At 63.1% G+C, this 17,657-nt stretch carries 9 protein-coding genes; 2 read left to right on the forward strand and 7 right to left on the reverse strand.

Translation table 11 applies throughout. From position 1 onward, the window contains the following. Window position 1: 1 nt before the first annotated feature. From ASD68_RS08715 to ASD68_RS08745, 7 genes are all read right to left on the reverse strand, one after another. A complete protein-coding gene (locus ASD68_RS08715; protein ID WP_056607424.1) occupies window positions 2-2,824 on the reverse strand; it encodes an aconitate hydratase in 2,823 nt (940 codons plus the stop codon). A 427-nt stretch (window positions 2,825-3,251) separates the two neighbouring features. Continuing rightward, window positions 3,252-4,751 (reverse strand): peptide MFS transporter, encoded by a 1,500-nt coding sequence (locus ASD68_RS08720; RefSeq protein ID WP_056605785.1) that lies wholly within the window; start codon window positions 4,749-4,751, stop codon window positions 3,252-3,254. 161 nt (window positions 4,752-4,912) lie between these two features. Next, a complete protein-coding gene (gene prsT, locus ASD68_RS08725) occupies window positions 4,913-7,768 on the reverse strand; it encodes an XrtA/PEP-CTERM system TPR-repeat protein PrsT (protein ID WP_235578689.1) in 2,856 nt (951 codons plus the stop codon). Next, window positions 7,758-9,092 carry a PEP-CTERM-box response regulator transcription factor gene (prsR, locus tag ASD68_RS08730; RefSeq protein WP_235578690.1) on the reverse strand — a complete coding sequence of 445 codons (1,335 nt, stop codon included), beginning with the start codon at window positions 9,090-9,092 and terminating at the stop codon, window positions 7,758-7,760. Before prsR ends, prsT begins: the two co-directional genes overlap by 11 nt. Window positions 9,093-9,115: 23 nt before the next feature. Continuing rightward, window positions 9,116-11,197: an XrtA/PEP-CTERM system histidine kinase PrsK gene (gene prsK / locus ASD68_RS08735; protein WP_056605792.1), complete on the reverse strand. Its 2,082-nt coding sequence runs from the start codon at window positions 11,195-11,197 to the stop codon at window positions 9,116-9,118. 557 nt (window positions 11,198-11,754) lie between these two features. Next, window positions 11,755-12,564, reverse strand: coding sequence for a PEP-CTERM sorting domain-containing protein (locus ASD68_RS08740; protein WP_056605795.1), 810 nt, complete (start codon window positions 12,562-12,564; stop codon window positions 11,755-11,757). Between the two features lie 502 nt (window positions 12,565-13,066). Then, complete coding sequence (locus ASD68_RS08745) at window positions 13,067-13,879, reverse strand: DUF4114 domain-containing protein (protein ID WP_056605796.1); 813 nt, start codon at window positions 13,877-13,879, stop codon at window positions 13,067-13,069. 612 nt (window positions 13,880-14,491) lie between these two features. Between ASD68_RS08745 and ASD68_RS17115 the strand changes: the two genes are divergently transcribed. Both ASD68_RS17115 and ASD68_RS17120 read left to right on the forward strand, forming a co-directional pair. Then, window positions 14,492-15,280 carry a hypothetical protein gene (locus tag ASD68_RS17115; RefSeq protein WP_200945360.1) on the forward strand — a complete coding sequence of 263 codons (789 nt, stop codon included), beginning with the start codon at window positions 14,492-14,494 and terminating at the stop codon, window positions 15,278-15,280. Next, window positions 15,261-17,126 carry a hypothetical protein gene (locus ASD68_RS17120; RefSeq protein WP_200945361.1) on the forward strand — a complete coding sequence of 622 codons (1,866 nt, stop codon included), beginning with the start codon at window positions 15,261-15,263 and terminating at the stop codon, window positions 17,124-17,126. The genes ASD68_RS17115 and ASD68_RS17120 overlap by 20 nt, the downstream gene beginning before the upstream one ends. Window positions 17,127-17,657 lie beyond the last annotated feature (531 nt).

The following is a 17,657-nucleotide window of genomic DNA, read 5'->3' on the forward strand; positions in this document are numbered from 1 at the left end:
CTCACGTCCCGGCCGCGGCCGGCGCAGGGTCCAGCAGTTGGCGCAGCATGTAGGGCAGGATGCCGCCGTGGCGGTAATAGGCCGCCTCGGCGGGCGTGTCGATGCGCACGATGGCGTCGAACGCGACCTCCCTGCCCTGCGGATCGATGGCTTTCACCCGCACCTCGCGCGCCGGCGCCTCGCGGCCGGCCAGGCCGGCGATCTCGAACGTCTCTTCGCCGGACAAACCCAGCGTGTCCGCGTTCTGGCCGTCATGGAACTGCAGCGGCAGCACGCCCATGCCGATCAGGTTGGAGCGGTGGATGCGCTCGTACGATTGCGCGATCACCGCACGCACGCCAAGCAACGCCGTGCCCTTCGCCGCCCAGTCGCGTGACGAGCCGGAGCCGTATTCCTTGCCCGCCAGGATCACCAGCGGCGTGCCGGCGGCGATGTAGTTGACCGACGCGTCGAAGATCGCGCTCACCGGTGCGCCCGCCCGGGTGAAGTCGCGGGTGACGCCGCCCTCGGTGCCCGGCGCCAGCTGATTGCGCAGGCGGATGTTGGCGAAGGTGCCGCGGATCATCACCTCGTGGTTGCCGCGGCGCGAGCCGTAGGAGTTGAAATCCTTGCGCTCCACGCCGTGCGCGACGAGGTACTGCCCCGCCGGTGAATCGAGCTTGATCGCACCGGCCGGGCTGATGTGGTCGGTGGTCACCGAATCACCCAGCCGGGCCAGCACGCGCGCGCCGCGGATGTCGGTCAACGGCACCGGCTCGCGACCCACGCCATCGAAATACGGCGGTTGCCGCACGTAGGTGGAATCGGCATTCCACTGGAAGGCATTCCCTCCGGGCAGCGGCAGGCTGCGCCAGTTGTCGTCGCCGGCGAACACGTCGGCATAGCCACGGGCGAACATGTCCGCCTTCACGCAGCTGTCGATCACATCCTGGATCTCGCGGTTCGAAGGCCAGATGTCGCGCAGGTACACCGGCTTGCCATCACTGCCGGTACCCAGCGCATCCCGCAGCAGGTTGACGTGCATCGTGCCGACCAGCGCGTAGGCCACCACCAGCATGGGTGACATGAGGAAATTCATCTGCGTCTGCGGATGGATGCGGCCCTCGAAATTGCGATTGCCGGAAAGCACCGAACACACATTGAGATCGTGCTCGGTCACCGCCGCCGCCACTTCGGGAATAAGCGGGCCGGAGTTGCCGATGCAGGTGGTGCAGCCGTAGCCGACCAGGTTGAAGCCGAGCTGGTCCAGGTACGGCGTGAGCCCCGCGCGGTCGTAGTAATCGGTCACCACGCGCGAACCCGGCGCCAGCGAGGTTTTCACCCAGGGCTTGCGGCGCAGGCCCTTCTCGACCGCGCGTCTGGCCAGCAGGCCGGCACCGATCATCACCAGCGGGTTGGAGGTGTTGGTGCACGAGGTGATGGCGGCGATGACCACGTGACCGTTGTCGAGCCGCGCGCTGCCGCCGTTGGCCAGGGCCACGTCGACCGGTGCGTGTGGCCAGTCGTGCTTTAGGTCGCAATGGCCGGGCGAATGCGGCGCGTCGCTGGCGCTGCTGCGCACGATCGACACCGGGTCGCTGGCGGGAAACGATTCATCGATCGCTTCGTCCAGGCGGCCCTGAATGGCATTTTCGTATGTCTGCCCCGCCAGCAACGCGCCGACGGCGCCGGGCGCCACCCGCACGGGGATGCGGTCCTGCGGCCGCTTGGGGCCGGCAATGGACGGCTCCAGCGTGCCCAGATCCAGCTCCAGCGTCTGCGAATAGTCGGCTTCCTGCCCGAGGTCGTGCCACAACCCCTGTGCCTTGGCGTAGGCCTCGACCAGGCGGACTTGCTGCTCCGAACGACCGGTCAGGCGCAGGTAGGCAAGCGTCTCGTCGTCGATCGGGAAGATCGCGCAGGTGGCGCCGTATTCCGGGCTCATGTTGCCCAGCGTGGCGCGGTTGGCCAGCGGGATGCGGGCCACGCCCGGCCCGTAGAAATCGACGAACTTGCCCACCACACCGGTCTTGCGCAGCAGTTCGGCGACGGTCAGCACCAGGTCGGTGGCGGTGGTGCCGGGCGGAAACTCGCCGGTGAGCTTGATGCCGACCACCTGCGGAATCAGCATGCTCATCGGCTGGCCCAGCATGGCTGCCTCGGCCTCGATGCCACCCACGCCCCAGCCCAGCACGCCCAGCCCGTTGACCATCGGCGTGTGCGAGTCGGTGCCCACCAGCGTATCGGGATAGGCCTGCAGGCCGTCGGGCCCTTCGCGGGTGAACACCACGCGCGACAGGTATTCCAGGTTCACCTGGTGGCAGATGCCGGTGTCCGGCGGCACCACCTTGAAATTGTCGAACGCCTGCTGCGCCCAGCGCAGCATCTGGTAGCGCTCCACGTTGCGCTCGAACTCAAGCTGCGCATTGGCGGAAAAGGCGCCGTCGTGGCCGAAGGCATCGACGATGACGGAGTGATCGATCACCAGCTCGCTGGGTACCAACGGGTTGATCCGCTGCGGGTCGCCACCCAGCGCGATGATCGCGTCGCGCATCGCCACCAGATCCACCACGCACGGCACGCCGGTGAAGTCCTGCATCAGCACGCGCGCCGGCGTGTACTGCACTTCCTTTTGATCGGTCGCCCCGGGTTGCCAATCCGCCAGCGACTGGATCTGCTCGCGCGTCACCAGACGGCCATCTTCGTTGCGCAGCAGGTTTTCCAGCAGCACCTTGAGACTGTAGGGAAGTCGATGCGCCGTCTCGACCCGATCAAGCCGGTAGATCTCGTAACTGGTACCGTCGACGACCCACTGGTCGCGCGCGCCGAAGCTGTCGCTGCTCATCGAAATCTCCTCATCGGGCTTGAACCAACCACTGCCACCCGCCTGCGGCGCCCCTGCCACAAGCGGGGTCAGCGAAATATCGGATGCATGCGGGTGAACACACCGATGGCCAGCAGTGCCACGCAGATAAGGACGACCGCGACCAGCGCCGCAAACTTCAGGACGCGCAGGCCCGGTTTCATGTGCCGAACAACGCCGCCAGCGGCACCGCCATGGTCGCGGTCACCGCGGATCGCCCAGTTCAGGCAGCGCTGTCTACCCGGCCATCGTGGTCTGGGGAGGGTGAAACCGCGGTCAAGAAGCGCGGTTCCGGCATCGTCGACAATGCACCGGCCGGTCGCGCGCCCGAACCGGCGACAGGCCGCGTCACGCGCCACCCTCGCGCGCAATCACCAGTGATCGGTTACCGGGGAGAACTGCGGCGCGCTCAGCGCACCCCGTGCATCAGCTTGTTGATCAGCGGGGCGATCAGGAACAACACCACGCCGCCGCCCAGCAGGATCCAGAAGCCCATGGTGTAACCGGACAGCGCCGATTCCACCGTCATGCCGGTCTCGCCGCTGACGTGGCCGGCAAACAGCCCGGCCAGGTTGTTGCCGATGGCGGTGGAGAGAAACCAGCCGCCCATCCCCAGGCCCACCAGCCGCAACGGCGCCAGCTTGGTCACCATCGACAGGCCGATCGGCGACAGGCACAACTCGCCGGCGGTCTGCAGCACGTAGCACAGCACCAGCGTCCATAGAGGGATCATGCCGTCGCTGCCGACCAGGTTGGACAACGCATACATCAGCACCGCAAAACCCAATGCGTTGCCGATCAGCCCCAGGCCGAACTTGCGCGGAATGGAGGGCTCGGCGCGACGCTTGTCCAACCATGCCCACACCAGCGTCACCAGCGGCGCCAGCAGCACGATGGCCACCGGGTTCACCGACTGGAACCAGCCGATGGGGAAGTCCCAGCCGCCAAGGTTGCGGTCGACGATGTGCTGGGCCAGGAAGTTGAACGAACTGCCGGCCTGCTCGAAGAACATCCAGAACAGTACGTTGAAGGTGAAGATGATCAGCATCGCGATCACCCGCTGGATCTGCACGCGGCCGGTGCGGATCGCCTCGGCCACCAGCATCACCGCCACGCCCAGGAACAGCACCGTCAACAACCACTGCAGCACCACCGCGCCGGCACGATCCATCAGCAGGTACACCAGCGGAATGGCCACCAGCACGCCCAGCGCCACCCACACCACGCGCACGCGGCTGGCGATTTCCGGTGCCGGGCGGCCCACCATGCCGAGCTGGCGGCGACCAAACCAGAACCACACCAGGCTGATCAGCATGCCCACGCCGGAGGCGGCGAACACCACGTGGTAGTTCTGGTGCCCCGGCGTGCCGAACACGCGCGTCGCCAGCAGGCTGGTCAGCACCGGCGCAATCAGCGCGCCCGCGTTGATGCCCATGTAGAACAACGTGAAGCCGCGGTCGCGGCGCGAATCACCCGGCGCATACAGCTGGCCCACCATCGAGGAAATATTCGGCTTGAACAGGCCGTTGCCCACGATGACCGTGGCCAGGCCGAACATGAACACCTGATGGTTCGGCACCATCACCATGAACAACCCCGCCGACATCACCACCGCGCCCAGCAGGATCGAACGCTGGTAGCCGATGATCTTGTCCGCCACGTAACCACCGAACACCGCGGTGGCATACACCAGCGCCAGATAGGCGCCGTAAGTGCGACTGGCGGATGCCTGGCCCGCATCGTCACCGCCGTAGAACTGCGCCACGATGTACAGCGTGAGCGCCCAGCGCATGCCGTAGAACGCAAAGCGCTCCCAGAACTCGGACATGAACAGCATCCACAGCGGCCGTGGATGGCCGAGCATCTGTGGGTAGGCGGGATCGCGCGGCGTGTTGTCGCTCTGAGTCATGGGTGTCCCCGTCATGTCGTCGGCCGCACCAGGGTGCAAGCGCAGGAAATCGTGCCCGACATGTACCCGAGCCGCGTCGTTGCCGTCAAATGCAACAAGTCATTCCGCCGGCGACCAGACTGCCTCCCAGGAGAAAAAGGAAAGGCAACCCGGAACGGGCATTACGCGCCAGGTCCACCTGCGCCTGCGCCGCCCAGCTCGCGATAGAGTATTTCCGCGGCTTGCTTGTCATCAAAAGCCGCAGCGGATTTCTGCAGCGATTCGAGCGTGGTCCGGGCGCCTGCCTTGTCGCCGGTGCGTGCCTGTGCCACGGCCAGGTGATAGTGGATTGCGGCCGCCTTGGGCGCCGCCTTGGCGGCCTTGACGAGGATCGGCAATGCCGCCAAGGCTTGGTCGCCCGCAATCAGAGCCCAGGCATACGTGTCCTGGACGCTCGGTGACGTCGGTGCCAGCTTGTAGGCGCGCTCCGCAATTGCCAGCGCCTTGCCATTGCCTTGCTGCGTGTAGACCCAGGCGAGGTTGTTGAGCGCATTGATGTCGGAAGGGTTGGCCTTCAACAGTTGTTCGTACTGGGCGGCTGCCGGCGCGTTTTGTTTGTGGGTCAGGTAGTGCTGGGCCAACAACATGCGCGTGGCAGCGTCGTCCGGATGCTTGGCCAGCCAGTCGCTCAGCACCGCCTCCGGCTTCTCGGCGCCATCCTCGCTGAGTGCCAGAAAGGTCTTGACCACCAACGAGCGGTCATAGCTGATCTTCAGGCCCTGCTGATAAGCCTTGGCGGCATCGCCATAAGCCTTGTTTGCCATGTACAGATCGCCTTCCAGGGCAAAACCGGCGGCCTTGGTGTCAGCTTGTGCCTGTAATGCCCGCGCCAGCGAAAGCGCGCCGGGAAGATCGTGGGCCTGCAACTTCACGGACGCTAGCAAGGCCACCGCCTGCAGCTGGCCCGGATCGGCCTTGATCACCTGTTCGAGATTGCTTTGGGCATCCTTGGTGTTCTTGTTGATGAGCTGCGCGCGCGCCAGATTGGTGCGATACAAGGGCGCCTCGGGTGCCAGCTTCACGGCCTGCTGCAGCGGCTTCAACGCCTCGCTGGCATGGCCCGCATTCATTTGCGCTGCACCCAGCGCATTGAGGGCCCCCGGATTGTCGGGGACGGCCTCCACCAAACGCGTGGCGGTGCCTACGGCTTCGTCGAACTGACCGCTCTGGCTGTACAGCATCATCAGCGCGATATAGGCCGTGGGGGATTTGGGGGCCGCGTCGATAGCCTGCTTGCACCACTTGATCGCCCCCGCCTTGTCGCCTTGCACCATGGCGAGTCGGCCCAGCGCCATCATCGCCGCTTCATTGCGCGGGTCCTGCTTCAATACCGCGTCATAGCGGCCAGCAGCATCCTTGTAACGGCCTTCGAGTGAATCCAGGCTGCCCAGACTCAGCAGCGTGGCCAGATCCTTCGGATCGAGCTTGGCGGCCTGTTCGTATTGGGCGCGAGCTTCGGGGCGCTGGCCTGCCGCAATCAACGCCGTCCCGTAAACCAGATGCGCCGCGCTGTCTTGTGGGTGTTTCGAGGCATATTCCGCCGCGACCTTGACCGCGTCCCCTGCGCGTTTCTCTCGCACATAGGTGATCACCTGCAAGCGGCTGCGCCGCGCCTCGCTGGCGGCATCGCCGGCTGGCATCGCCTGCAGCAGACTCAGCGCTTCGGAACCTTGACCGGCGGCAATGGCTTCTTCCGCCGGTGCGAACGGGTCACTGGAAACCGCCTTCTTGCCAGCGGCGCCAGCCTTGCCCTCAGGCGTGCCGGCTCCGGCGGCTGCCGCGCCCTGCAGCAACGCCAACAGTTCTGCATCCGATGGCGTGCCTTCGACTGCGGGCCGCAATGTGTTCAGCGCCTGGCTTGAACGCCCTTCGCGGTAGAACGTCAGCGCCAACAACCGACGCGCCTTGGTGTTGTTCCGATTGATGCCCATGACGTTGCTGAGATACATCTCGGCCTGCGCATAGTTGCCTTGGGCGTAGTTCACCGCGCCCATCAGCATCTGCGCCTGTTCGCTGTTGGGCGAGCCCTTGAGTACCTGCTGGAGCTGGGAAACCGCATCATCCAGATGCCCCTGCTTGTACAGAACCACCGCGTGCAGGTAGCGCGGATAAGGTTGCTCGGGTGACATTTTTTCCAGCGTCTGGATACTTTCCAGTGCCGCATCCAGCTTGTTCTGCTGTGCCTGCACGTTGGCCAGGCGCAGCAACGTGTAGAAATGCTCTTGCGGTAGCCAGTCGGGTTTGGTGAAACCCAGCACTTTCTGGTAATCCGATTCGGCCGCCGCGAATTCCCCGGCGTCGAACGCGAGATCGCCCTTGGCCACCCAGGCCTGCGGACTCTCCGGTGAAGCCGTCAGCGCCTGTTGCACGTACTGTCCGGCAGCATCCGGCTTGTTGGCGATACTGGCGAGCTTGGCCAACCCGAGCAGGGATTGGGGATCCTTGGGATCCAGTGCCAACGCCGCCTTGTAGGACTGTTCGGCCTGATCGAACTGCTCCAGCGCACGATAGGCGTCGCCGCGCAGCCGCAGCACGCTTGCCTTGATCGGCGTGTCGAGCTGTGCATCAAGCGACAAGGTTTTCAGCAACTTGTCGTATTGCTGGGTCACCAACAGCGCCTGCCCCATCGGTACCGACCATTCCGCTTCCGGCACACCGTTCGCCTGCGCCTTCTGGAGGTTGTTCAGGGCGTCCTTGGGGTCGCCTAGCATCAGCGAGGCGCGACCGAGCAGCAGCCAGGCCGGACCGTTCTTGCTGTCCTTCTGCAGGACTTTCTTGGCCTCGATATAGGCCGCGCGGTATTTTCCGTCGGCCTGATCCTGGACACCGGCAGCCAGCCCACGGTCGCCGCCGGTCAGGCCGCAGGCTCCGAGTAGCAGGCCCATGGAAAGGAGCAGCGAACCGTAACGAACGGTGCGGGTGTTCAGCTTGATTTTGCGCATTCTCTCAATCCCGGTTCGCGTGGAGTCATTCGGCATCTGCCGCTTTCTTCAAGCCATATTTGTCCAGCAAGTCATACAGCGTCGGCCGACTGACGCCGAGCAACTCCGCTACCCGCGAGAGATTGCCGCCTGCCTTGGCCATGGCCCGCTGGATGGCGTGTTTTTCGGCGTCGGCCCGCACTTCGCGCAGGCTCAGGAAATCCTCGCCGGTCGTGCTCAGCTGCAACTCCGCCAGCCCGATCTGTTTGGTCTCGGCCATGATCACCGCGCTGTTGACCGTGTTCTCCAGCTCGCGCACATTGCCGGGCCAGGAATGCCCCTCGATCGCCTTGAGCGCCTTGGCGGAAAAGCCGCGAATGGTGCGCCCGTGACGGCTGGCCGCCTGCCCCAGAAAATGCCGCGCGAGCAGCGCCGCATCACCGACACGATCCCGCAGCGGAGGCAGACGGATGCTCACCTCACTGACGCGGTAGAACAGATCCTCGCGGAACCGCCCTTGCTGGATCAGCCCGCGCAAGTCCTGATGGGTGGCGCAAACGATGCGAATGTCCACCGGGATCGACTCGCGCCCGCCGATACGCTCGATCGTTCGCTCCTGCAGAAAACGCAGCAACTTGGACTGCAACGCGGGTGGCATGTCGCCGATCTCGTCGAGAAACAAGGTGCCATTGACGGCCAGCTCGATCTTGCCCTTGGTCTGCTTGTGGGCGCCGGTATAGGCGCCTTTTTCGTAGCCGAACAGCTCCGCTTCAAGCAGAGGCTCGGGAATGGCCGCGCAGTTGATGGCCACGAACGGACCGTCGCGGCGCGAGCTCAAGCGATGCACCGCACGCGCGAACAACTCCTTGCCGGTGCCGGTCTCCCCGAGCAGCATGACGGTGGCGTTCGATGGACCAACTTTTTCAACCAGTCGGCACGCGTCGGCCATGACCTCGCTGCTGCCGATGATCCCTTCCAGGACGGCACTCGACTGACTTCTGAGCGCGCGGTTCTCGGCCTCCAGCTCGTGCACCCGGAACGCGCGACTCACGATCAGCCGGAGCATTTCCAGATCCAGCGGCTTGGAACAGAAATCGAAGGCGCCGCAACCAATCGACTTGACGGCGTTGTCGCGGTCGCCGTTACCGGTGGCCACGATGACCTTGGTGTGCGGCGCCTTCTGCAAGATATCCCCAAGCGTGGCGAAACCCTCGCTGGTGCCACTGGGATCGGGCGGCAAGCCAAGATCCTGCAGCACTACGGCGGGTTGATGGCGCTCCAGCAGGGCGAGCGCGGATGCACGGTCGCCAGCCACGAGCACGTCGTAGTCGTCGAAGCTCCAGCGCAACTGCGTCTGCAGGCCCGTGTCGTCCTCGACCACCAACAGATGGCGCTGCGATTTGCTCATGATGCCGCCGTCAACGGATCCGCCGCGTTCGAATTTCCTTCGCCTCCGGCCAGCGGCAACCGAATGGCGAAAACAGTGCCCTGGCCCGGCGCGCTGTTCACGCTCACCGTGCCGCCCAGCGACCGCACATATTCGCGCGCCTGGTACGCTCCCACGCCCATGCCCTTGCTCTCCTTGGTGGAGAAAAATGGCTTGAAAAGCCGGTTGCGAATGAAGTCCTCGTCCATACCTGCCCCATCGTCCTCGATTTCGATCACCGCTTCGCTCGCGACGCGCTTCAGGGTCAGCGTGACATGACCGTGGGCTTGCGCCGCATCCTGCGCATTGCGCAACACATGTCCCAGCACCGTGGCGAACTGTTCCGGATTCGCGCGTACCCACAGTTTTTCAGCTACCGGCTGGTAGGCCGGCCGAGGCAACTGCGCTTGGCATTCGACCAGCGCCTTGTCGATCACCACGGCCAGTTGCACGCGACCGAGCGTGGCAGGCGTCACGCCGCCACGCAACTGCTCAAGCAGCCGTGAAATGCGGCCCACCGAGTTTGTCACCGTCGTCAGCATGTCGTCGACGAACGCCGGGTTGCGCTTGTGGCGCTCGGCGTTCTGCAGCAGCAGCGATTGCTGGGCGGCAACGTTCTTGAGGTCGTGCATCAGGAAGGCAGTGAGCCGGTTGAAACCTTCGAATTGGCGCGCCTCAGCCAGTCGGCGGGCATTGACAGCCTGCGCCAGGGTGCCAGCCACCTGACTGCCGGCCGCCCGCAGCAAATCGATATCTTCCCAATCAAAGGTGCGGCGCGCGCGTGGCTGCGCCACCACCACCAGTCCGACAAGCCGCTCCTCCAACACCAGCGGCACCAACAACCAGGCACGCGGCAACGCCTGCAACTCGGCTGGCGCGCTCAACCGCGCCTCGTCCAGCGGCGGCGGATCGTCCAGATTGAAGATCCACTGGCGCTCGCGCATCCACTCGATCGCGGGCAACGTGGCTGAAACCGTCAAACCGGCGGGTATCGGCATGTTCCAGCGCGCTTCCGGCACGAGCTGACCGTCCTCGTCGCGCAGGAACAGCGCACCGGCCGGACTGTCCATGATCTGCGCCACCGCACGAACCGCGCGCAGCGGCAACTCGGTATCGCCGGCCGACAGCGTCGCGGTCAGCCGTAACCATTCCTCGCGGTAGTCGTGCCGGAAACTGAAGAAGTTCTTCTGCAAGATCACGCGGACGCGGGCGCGGGCCTGCCCGGACGTCGCGATCAACAACACGAACAACAGCGCAACGCAGATCAGCGTGATCTGCGCGACGCTGCCCCAGTCGCCCCCGTACAGGCGCACGTAATAACCACCGATCGCCGTGGCCACGAGGTAAACCGCGACCACCAGCAGACTCGTGGAATAGAACACGACACGTCGCGAGACGCCCACTTCCAGCGACCACCGCGGGTTGCGCGCTGCCGCCACCAGCAAGAGCGGCACCAGCGCGGCATCGATGAAACCGCGCGCCGCCCATGCGCTCAGGTTGAACTCCCGATACAGCACCGCGTAGGAATACAAAAAGATGTCGTAGGCAAACAGCACGCCGAGTGCGATCACCAGAAACTTGAGCGCCCAGCGCTGTTCCGGATCGACGTTTCGGTAGATTTGCTCAAGAAAAACGACGCCGATCAGAGCCAGTACCAGTATGCCCACCAGCGGCAGGCTGATATTGAGCGACATCGCGGCCGTCTTCGCCAGGGCCGTCATCGGCCACAGGCAGTAAAGGGCCAGCGCGATCCAGAGTGCGTGCACGCCAATGCGCCAAACGCGACGCGGATCGGACATCGACCGAGCGCCGAACAAGGCGCTTACAAAAACCAGCCACGCGCCAAAACGCAAAACCTCGGCCAGCAGAATCAGGTTGACCGGCACCGTGCGCTTCCACTCTGCGTAGGCCAGAAACATGGCCCACAGCACCGTGGCCAGGGTGGCGACAATCAGCAGCACGCCAGTTCGCTGGCCGCGCCAACTGACAGCCAGCAACACCGCACCCGCCAGAAACGCGGCGGCGCAGATCACGTAACTGGCAATGGCGATGACGTGCATAACAGGTCGTCCCTATGGCGCGGCGCGGCTATCTGCGCTCAACTGGCCGACCGCCCCGAGAATCCGACATTGTGCGGCGCGTGCTGAGTAGACGTCTACGACGCTGCCACAGCTTCGTCAATGTACGCTGACGCGACGCCCAATCGACGACGGATGTCGGCCACCACCCGGCCTGCGGCATGACCGTCCCATAGCTCGGGCTTGCGCCCATGCGAGCCGTTGTCGGCGAGAATGCTGGCCCGTGTGCACCAGCCGCAACTGGCACCAGGGCTCCTTGCGCAACGCATGAAACAGCGGCGCAACCTTCATGAAATTGGGCCGCGCGGCCGCAATCAAATCAATCCTGAGGCGCTTCATGACGGAGTATCTCCCTTGGGTTCCAGATAGCGTTCCAGTGTATCAGCGACGTTGCGTGGATTTGGGTTCTCACACGTTCGCGACAGCCATGGGACTGCCAAGGATCAAAACACTCGAGACAAAAAAATGGCCCACCAAGGCGGCGGGCCATTTTCAACGAAAAACTTCAGTGTGTTTCACATCTGCAGCGGATGCCTGCCTCAGACATTCTCGCGACGGCGACGGCTCACGGCAAAGCCGATCAGGAGCGCGCCGATGCCAAACATGCCAAGCACTGCCGGTTCCGGGACGGGATGGACCGATTCCACCATCACCACGAAATCGTTGTAGTCGAAGTCAGTACCGTCTTCCCAAGCCTGGAGGTATTCGCCGGCCGTGAACTTGCCATTGGTCATCGCGACCGTGTTCGATCCGTCGCCCGTGTAGGTAACAACGCGGGGGGTATCACCGTTCAGGGACTTGTCGGAGTAATAGAAAGTATTTCCGGACTTCAGGAAGTAGCCGAACAGATTGCCGCCACCGAAAGTTGCACCGGCGTGGCCTGTGGACGGAAGCAACGGATCCGACGACGCGAAATAGGTGGCAGCGAAACCACCGGTGCCATTGGTCTTCAGGGTCGTGGTGTAGCCGGCCGCGCCACCGTCGAACAGCACCAGCGTGTTGGTGATGTCGGTCGGATCGAAAATGCCGAAGCTCAGATTGGACGCATTCCCGGTGAGGGTCAGCATGACCGTGTTTTCGCTGCTGCCGGTGCCACCGATGGCCCAGTAACTGGCGGGGTTCAACTGCTGGGTGTACGGATTGATACCGTTGCCCGCGGAGAAGACACTGCCGGGTGTGCCAGCCGCGCCAAGGATGCTTTCCAGCGTGGGCTCGCCATAGGCGTTGGTGGTGGCGATGCAGGTGGGACCGCCCTCGAACCCGGCCGCACACGGAGTCGCGAAGGCTTGCGACGCGAACAAGCTCGCGGCGGCAAAACCAGCAAGCCCGAGATATTTGAACTTCTTCATGGTGTTGCTCCTTGGAGAATCAACTGAAAGATGATGCGTTTTTGCACCCAGAACAAAGCAAAGCCCATGCCATCACCTCAAGTCATTGATTCACATGCATATACAATTTCTATAATTATCGATAATCCGCAAAATGTAAGTATTATCGACACCGCTTGACGACACGGACGCGAGCATCCAGCGCCCCGTTGATGTGTCCAGCCACACCAAACAGCGCCAACGGTGCGCGACCGCCCCACGCCAAGCCGTGTAAAGAATTCCGACGCGGACAAACTGCGCCATCAGAACCCACAGTGCTGCCGAGGCATGGGCCGCTTCCAAGTCCCAGAACGACTACGCCGGAGTCGAAGGGATCGGCGCAAGCGATGCGACGCGCGGGCTCCAATCGACCATGCGCGCACGGCGGCCGCTCGTGACATGAAAAAAATGGACCGCCAGCATTGGCGGTCCATTTTTTTCAAACTGATTTCAAGTTGTTGCAGGTCGCGGGTGGAGCCAGGAATCAGGCCGCGAGGGAGCGGCGACGCAGCCCGACGAACCCGCCAATCAGCAGCGCACCGAGCCCGAACATGCCGAGCACGCCCGGTTCCGGGACTGGATTGACAGATTCCACCACGACCACGAAATCGTTGTAGTCCTTGTCCGAGTTCTGCAGAGCCATGTCTTCCCAAGCCAGCAGGAACTCGCCCGCGTCGAACATGCCGGTGTGACCGTCGAACGTGAGGCTGGTGCTGCTATCGCCCGCGTACGCCACCATCTGCGCATTCCCGCCATTCAGCGTTGGGTCGGAGAAGAAGAAGGTGCCGTCCGCCGCCTTCAGGTAGTAGCCGAAACTGTTCCCTGCACCGAACGTGGCATCGAGCAACGACACCTGATTGTGGCCGGCATCGTACTGGCCGGCGGTGAATTTACCGGCGCCATCGTTCCACAACTGCGAGGTCCAGCCGGTCGACGCGGGACCACCAAACAACTCCAGGTAGTTACCAGTATCCGTCGGATCGAAAATACCGAAGCTGTTGCTGTTGGCGTTGCCTGCAATTTCCATGACGACCGCGTTTTCGCTGGCGCCGGACCCGCTGATGGACCAGAAGGAGCTTGGGCTCGCCTGGCCGGTATAGACATTGATGTCGCCGGGACTGCTCGTGATGCCGTCGAACACGTCTTGCAGGCTGCTCTCGGCGCCATTGGCGCCGACGGTGGCGACACAAACAGGCGAGCCTTGTGTGCCCGGCGCGCACGGAGTGGCAAAGGCCTGCGTCGCAAACAGCGCGGTGGTCGCCATTCCAACCAGCGCGAGGGATTTGATCGAGTTCATAAAACCTCCAAAGCCGTTTGGTGAGAGGGGTGGTTCACCTGATACGCAGCAATCAGCGTGCCATGGAAGTAACTTCATGAAACATATGAGTATTCTTAATCAACAAGCGGCAGGAAATCAGCGGAAATGTAAGCAACGCCGACGGATCCGCGAGTGCATCCCGAGCAACGGACCAGTCGCCCCAGCGAGGAGAGTGCTGACCTTTCGCCACCGGCCGTCAGGTAAGGACCGGCCTTTCTGGCCGCATCGAACGGAAAACCCGGAATCAGTACAAAAATCCCTGTAGTTCCAAAGATGTGGACAACATCACAACGCCCCGTGAAACCCGGACCTATCGTCGACCCTGAGTTTGCGAGCGGTTCAAAAGGGCTGCACCGACATGACGCCGATACGACCTATGGAAAACCCCGGACGGTTTCCCGGACGTCTTGCGGCAGCGGCCCCAAGCACCGGCCATTACGAAAATAGCGAGACATAGCCAGCGAGTTTCCGGGCCATTGCCCCGGCACAGGGTAGATCACGATGCGTACAGTCCGACAGTCACGACTCTCAGGTCGCGAGAGCCGCCGTTTCCCACTGCGCGGTAAATTGATGGGTGCCAGCGCGGGCCTGATGTTGCTGCTGGCCATGCCTTGTGTGCATGCGGCAACGGTGGTGACGGATACCGTGGTGAGCCAGTCCACGCAAACGCAGGACAGCGTGCCGGTCAGCTTCGGCCAGGTGTTCAAAGCCGGTGATGTGCCCGACGGCGCGACACTGACAGCCAACCTCGACGGCCACCCCATCACCGTGCAGGTGGATGAGAAAGCCACCCATGCCGATGGCAGTCTGCGCCACGCCGTATTGACCGTGCTGGTTCCATCGCTGCCCGGCAGCGCCGCGCAGCCGTTGGCCTTGACCACGCAAACCGGTCCAGTGAATCCGGCCAGCGCCGTCACCCTGTCGCAACTGCTTTCGACGAACTACGACACCAACATCGCGCTCACCGTCAACGGCAAACCTTACACGGCCAGCGCCCGCAAGCTGTTGCAATCTGCCAGCAGTGCCAAGACGTGCGCGCCGTGGGGCACCCAGTGCAACCTGTGGCTTTCCGGTCCACTGGTGAGCGAGTGGGTGGTGAACGGTTTGGTGACGGCAGCCGACGGCACGCCCCATCCCGATCTACGGGTCTACTTCGCCGTGCGTGCCTATGCCGGTGCCACACCGGGCACGGTGGGCGACATCCGCACCGACATCATCGTCGAGAACACCGCGGCCTTTGCGCCCCAGGCGCAGCCGCAATACACCGCACAAGCAGCTGTGGTGGAACAACGCCCAACCGCAGGTCTACCTGCAGCAGGACACCCAATACATCCAGGCCAGCAAGGCGGTCTCCCGCTACATGCCGTTGACACCCGATGAGTCGTTCCTCGCCGGCCTGCGGCAGTCCTGTGCGCCGCTGGACCATTGCGACCAGACCCAAGCCATGGGCACGACCGGCGCACAGCCATCGATAGGTCCGCTGCCGCGCTGGACCAGCGTTTACATCGTCCACCCCGATGTTCGCGCCTACCACTGGATGCTCGCCAACACCGATGCGCTGGGCGCGTACAGCACCCACTACCGGGACGAAAAGACTGGCTTGCCTGTCAGCATCCAGAAGCATCCCTACGTCACCATCGTCGACTGGGCGTGGGCGAACCAGGCATCGAATGGAACCAGTGCAACGTCGAAGGCGTACAAGGCGGACCTGCTGCCAAACTGCGTCAACAATGCGCTCATCAGCACCTGCAAGGCGGGCTTCTACGGCACCGGCAATCCCAACGTGTGGGATGACGCACATCAGCCGTCGGCGGCCTATGTGCCGTATTTGGTGACCGGCGACTACTACTACATGTCCGAGCTGGCCTTCGGGGCATCGCACAATGCGCTCTGGTCCAATGAAACCTTCCGTGGCTTTTCCAAGGGCCTGATCGACGGCGCGCATGGCCAGGTGCGAGGCAAGGCCTGGGTGTTGCGCGAAATGGTCGATGCCGCCTGGTTGCTGCCCCCGTCCCACCCCCTGCAGCCGGAGTTCACCGCGAGCGTCGAGAACTCGCTGGCCGACTGGAACGCCAAATACACCCACAACGCGAATGCCAATCCTCTGGGGCTGATGGACCACGGCACCGTTTACAACATGAACGGCGGCAGTGCTAACGGCATGGCGCCGTGGCAGCACAACTTCCTCACCTGGTCGGCGGGGCATGCGGCCGAGCTCGGGTTCAGCGGTGCCGCACCGTTCCGTAACTGGTTGGCCAAGTTCGAGATCGGCCTGATGACCGACTGGCAGAGTGGCTCCGGCCGCGGTTTCTGCTGGCTGCAAGCGTCGGCCTACAACATCCAGGTCAAGGATGCCTCCGGCCAGTGGTTGCCGTCCTACTCCGCCGTCTACGCGGCAACCTACCCCACGCTTCCCGCGCTGGCCTGCAACTCGCCGGCCATGCTCACAGAACTGGCCAAGGTGCGAAAGCTGCCCGTCCAGGCCAATGAAATGGCCGGCTACCCCACCTCCAATACCGGCTTCCCTGCCAATTTCCAGATCGGTATCGCGTTGGCTGCCGACAGCGGCCTGGCGGATGCGCACAATGCATGGAACCTGTTCGAATCTCGCAGCATGAAACCTGCCGGCGCGGACAGCTACAACAATTTCCCCAATTTCGCCGTATTGCCACGCTCCATATCATCTGAGCCTGCTGACCAAGCTCCCATCAGCAACCCTATCCTGCCTACGGCACCAAACTTGCCGCCAAATTCCACTGTCGTGCAGCCCCCAACCACTTCGATACCTCCCACATCAACACCGATACAGCCAAATAAAGGCATACCGCTGAAGCGGGTCGGTCTTGACCCCTTTTTCCGCGTCATCCGCAGTGCATCCGAGGCAATTTCGTATTTTGGCTCTTTGCGAGCCGCCGCATCATACGAACGCGTTGCCACGATCCGTCCGGTTACACCGGTGGCTACGTCCGAACCACAATCCAGAGTCGCAGACTCTTCCCTGCACGAATCCACACCTGAAAAAGTAACATCCACAACGCATATTCGATCCTCGACGTGGATTAGCCCTTACCGGAACTGTCGGGCCCTTCCCGGAGCATCCCGTGATATCAATGACGCGCGCCCACTGGTAACCATCTGCGACCGACCGACCGCACCGGCTGACCGCGAGGCAGCACACAAGCCGAACGAGTCGGTATCTGCTCGAACCCGCACATTGAAAAGGTAGACCACCAAAGTTACTTGCGGCTGCTGAATCGACCGATCGGAGTTGTGAAAATCCCACTTTCTGTGGGATTTTTTTCACCTGTGCCTCGCTGAACGGCCGCATACCACCGACGTAGAGCCGCTGCAGTAGGACCACGACCACCCACAGTATCGCCCCAGCCCATTTTCAGCCTTATTCGGACATCTGTGGCCGGAGCCGGGAGGCTGGAAATCCACGAGCTTCCAAAGGAAGAAATCACCCAAGGCCACGAAATCGCGATCACATACAGCTCAACGCACTTCGTCCCGCCTACGCCAAACGCACTGTCCTGACAGTCCATACGCGCGGCACTGCCTTGCGTTACCCCCAGACCATTCGGACGGGTTGTGAAACAATCTCAAAACTGAGATGGTGCCCTTCCCCAGAAACCAGTGCTGATACGCACTTGACTGGCAGCAATAACCGACGGTGCATGATCGAGGCGGCCGCTGTATGGGTACGACACCTGTCGATGGGCAAGTCAGCGTGATCGACCCGACAGCATGATGGCGT

Origin of the sequence: Rhodanobacter sp. Root627, from assembly GCF_001427835.1 — a bacterium.
In the GTDB taxonomy this organism is placed as follows: Bacteria; Pseudomonadota; Gammaproteobacteria; order Xanthomonadales; family Rhodanobacteraceae; genus Rhodanobacter; species Rhodanobacter ginsenosidimutans.

Excerpts from the sequence above, each read along its gene's own strand:
- ASD68_RS08715 (WP_056607424.1), bottom strand. The coding sequence starts at position 2,824 with ATGAGCAGCGACAGCTTCGGCGCGCGCGACCAGTGGGTCGTCGACGGT.
- ASD68_RS08720 (WP_056605785.1), bottom strand. The coding sequence starts at position 4,751 with ATGACTCAGAGCGACAACACGCCGCGCGATCCCGCCTACCCACAGATG.
- prsT (WP_235578689.1), bottom strand. The coding sequence starts at position 7,768 with ATGCCGAATGACTCCACGCGAACCGGGATTGAGAGAATGCGCAAAATC.
- prsK (WP_056605792.1), bottom strand. The coding sequence starts at position 11,197 with ATGCACGTCATCGCCATTGCCAGTTACGTGATCTGCGCCGCCGCGTTT.
- ASD68_RS08740 (WP_056605795.1), bottom strand. The coding sequence starts at position 12,564 with ATGAAGAAGTTCAAATATCTCGGGCTTGCTGGTTTTGCCGCCGCGAGC.
- ASD68_RS08745 (WP_056605796.1), bottom strand. The coding sequence starts at position 13,879 with ATGAACTCGATCAAATCCCTCGCGCTGGTTGGAATGGCGACCACCGCG.
- ASD68_RS17115 (WP_200945360.1), top strand. The coding sequence starts at position 14,492 with ATGTTGCTGCTGGCCATGCCTTGTGTGCATGCGGCAACGGTGGTGACG.
- ASD68_RS17120 (WP_200945361.1), top strand. The coding sequence starts at position 15,261 with ATGCCGTTGACACCCGATGAGTCGTTCCTCGCCGGCCTGCGGCAGTCC.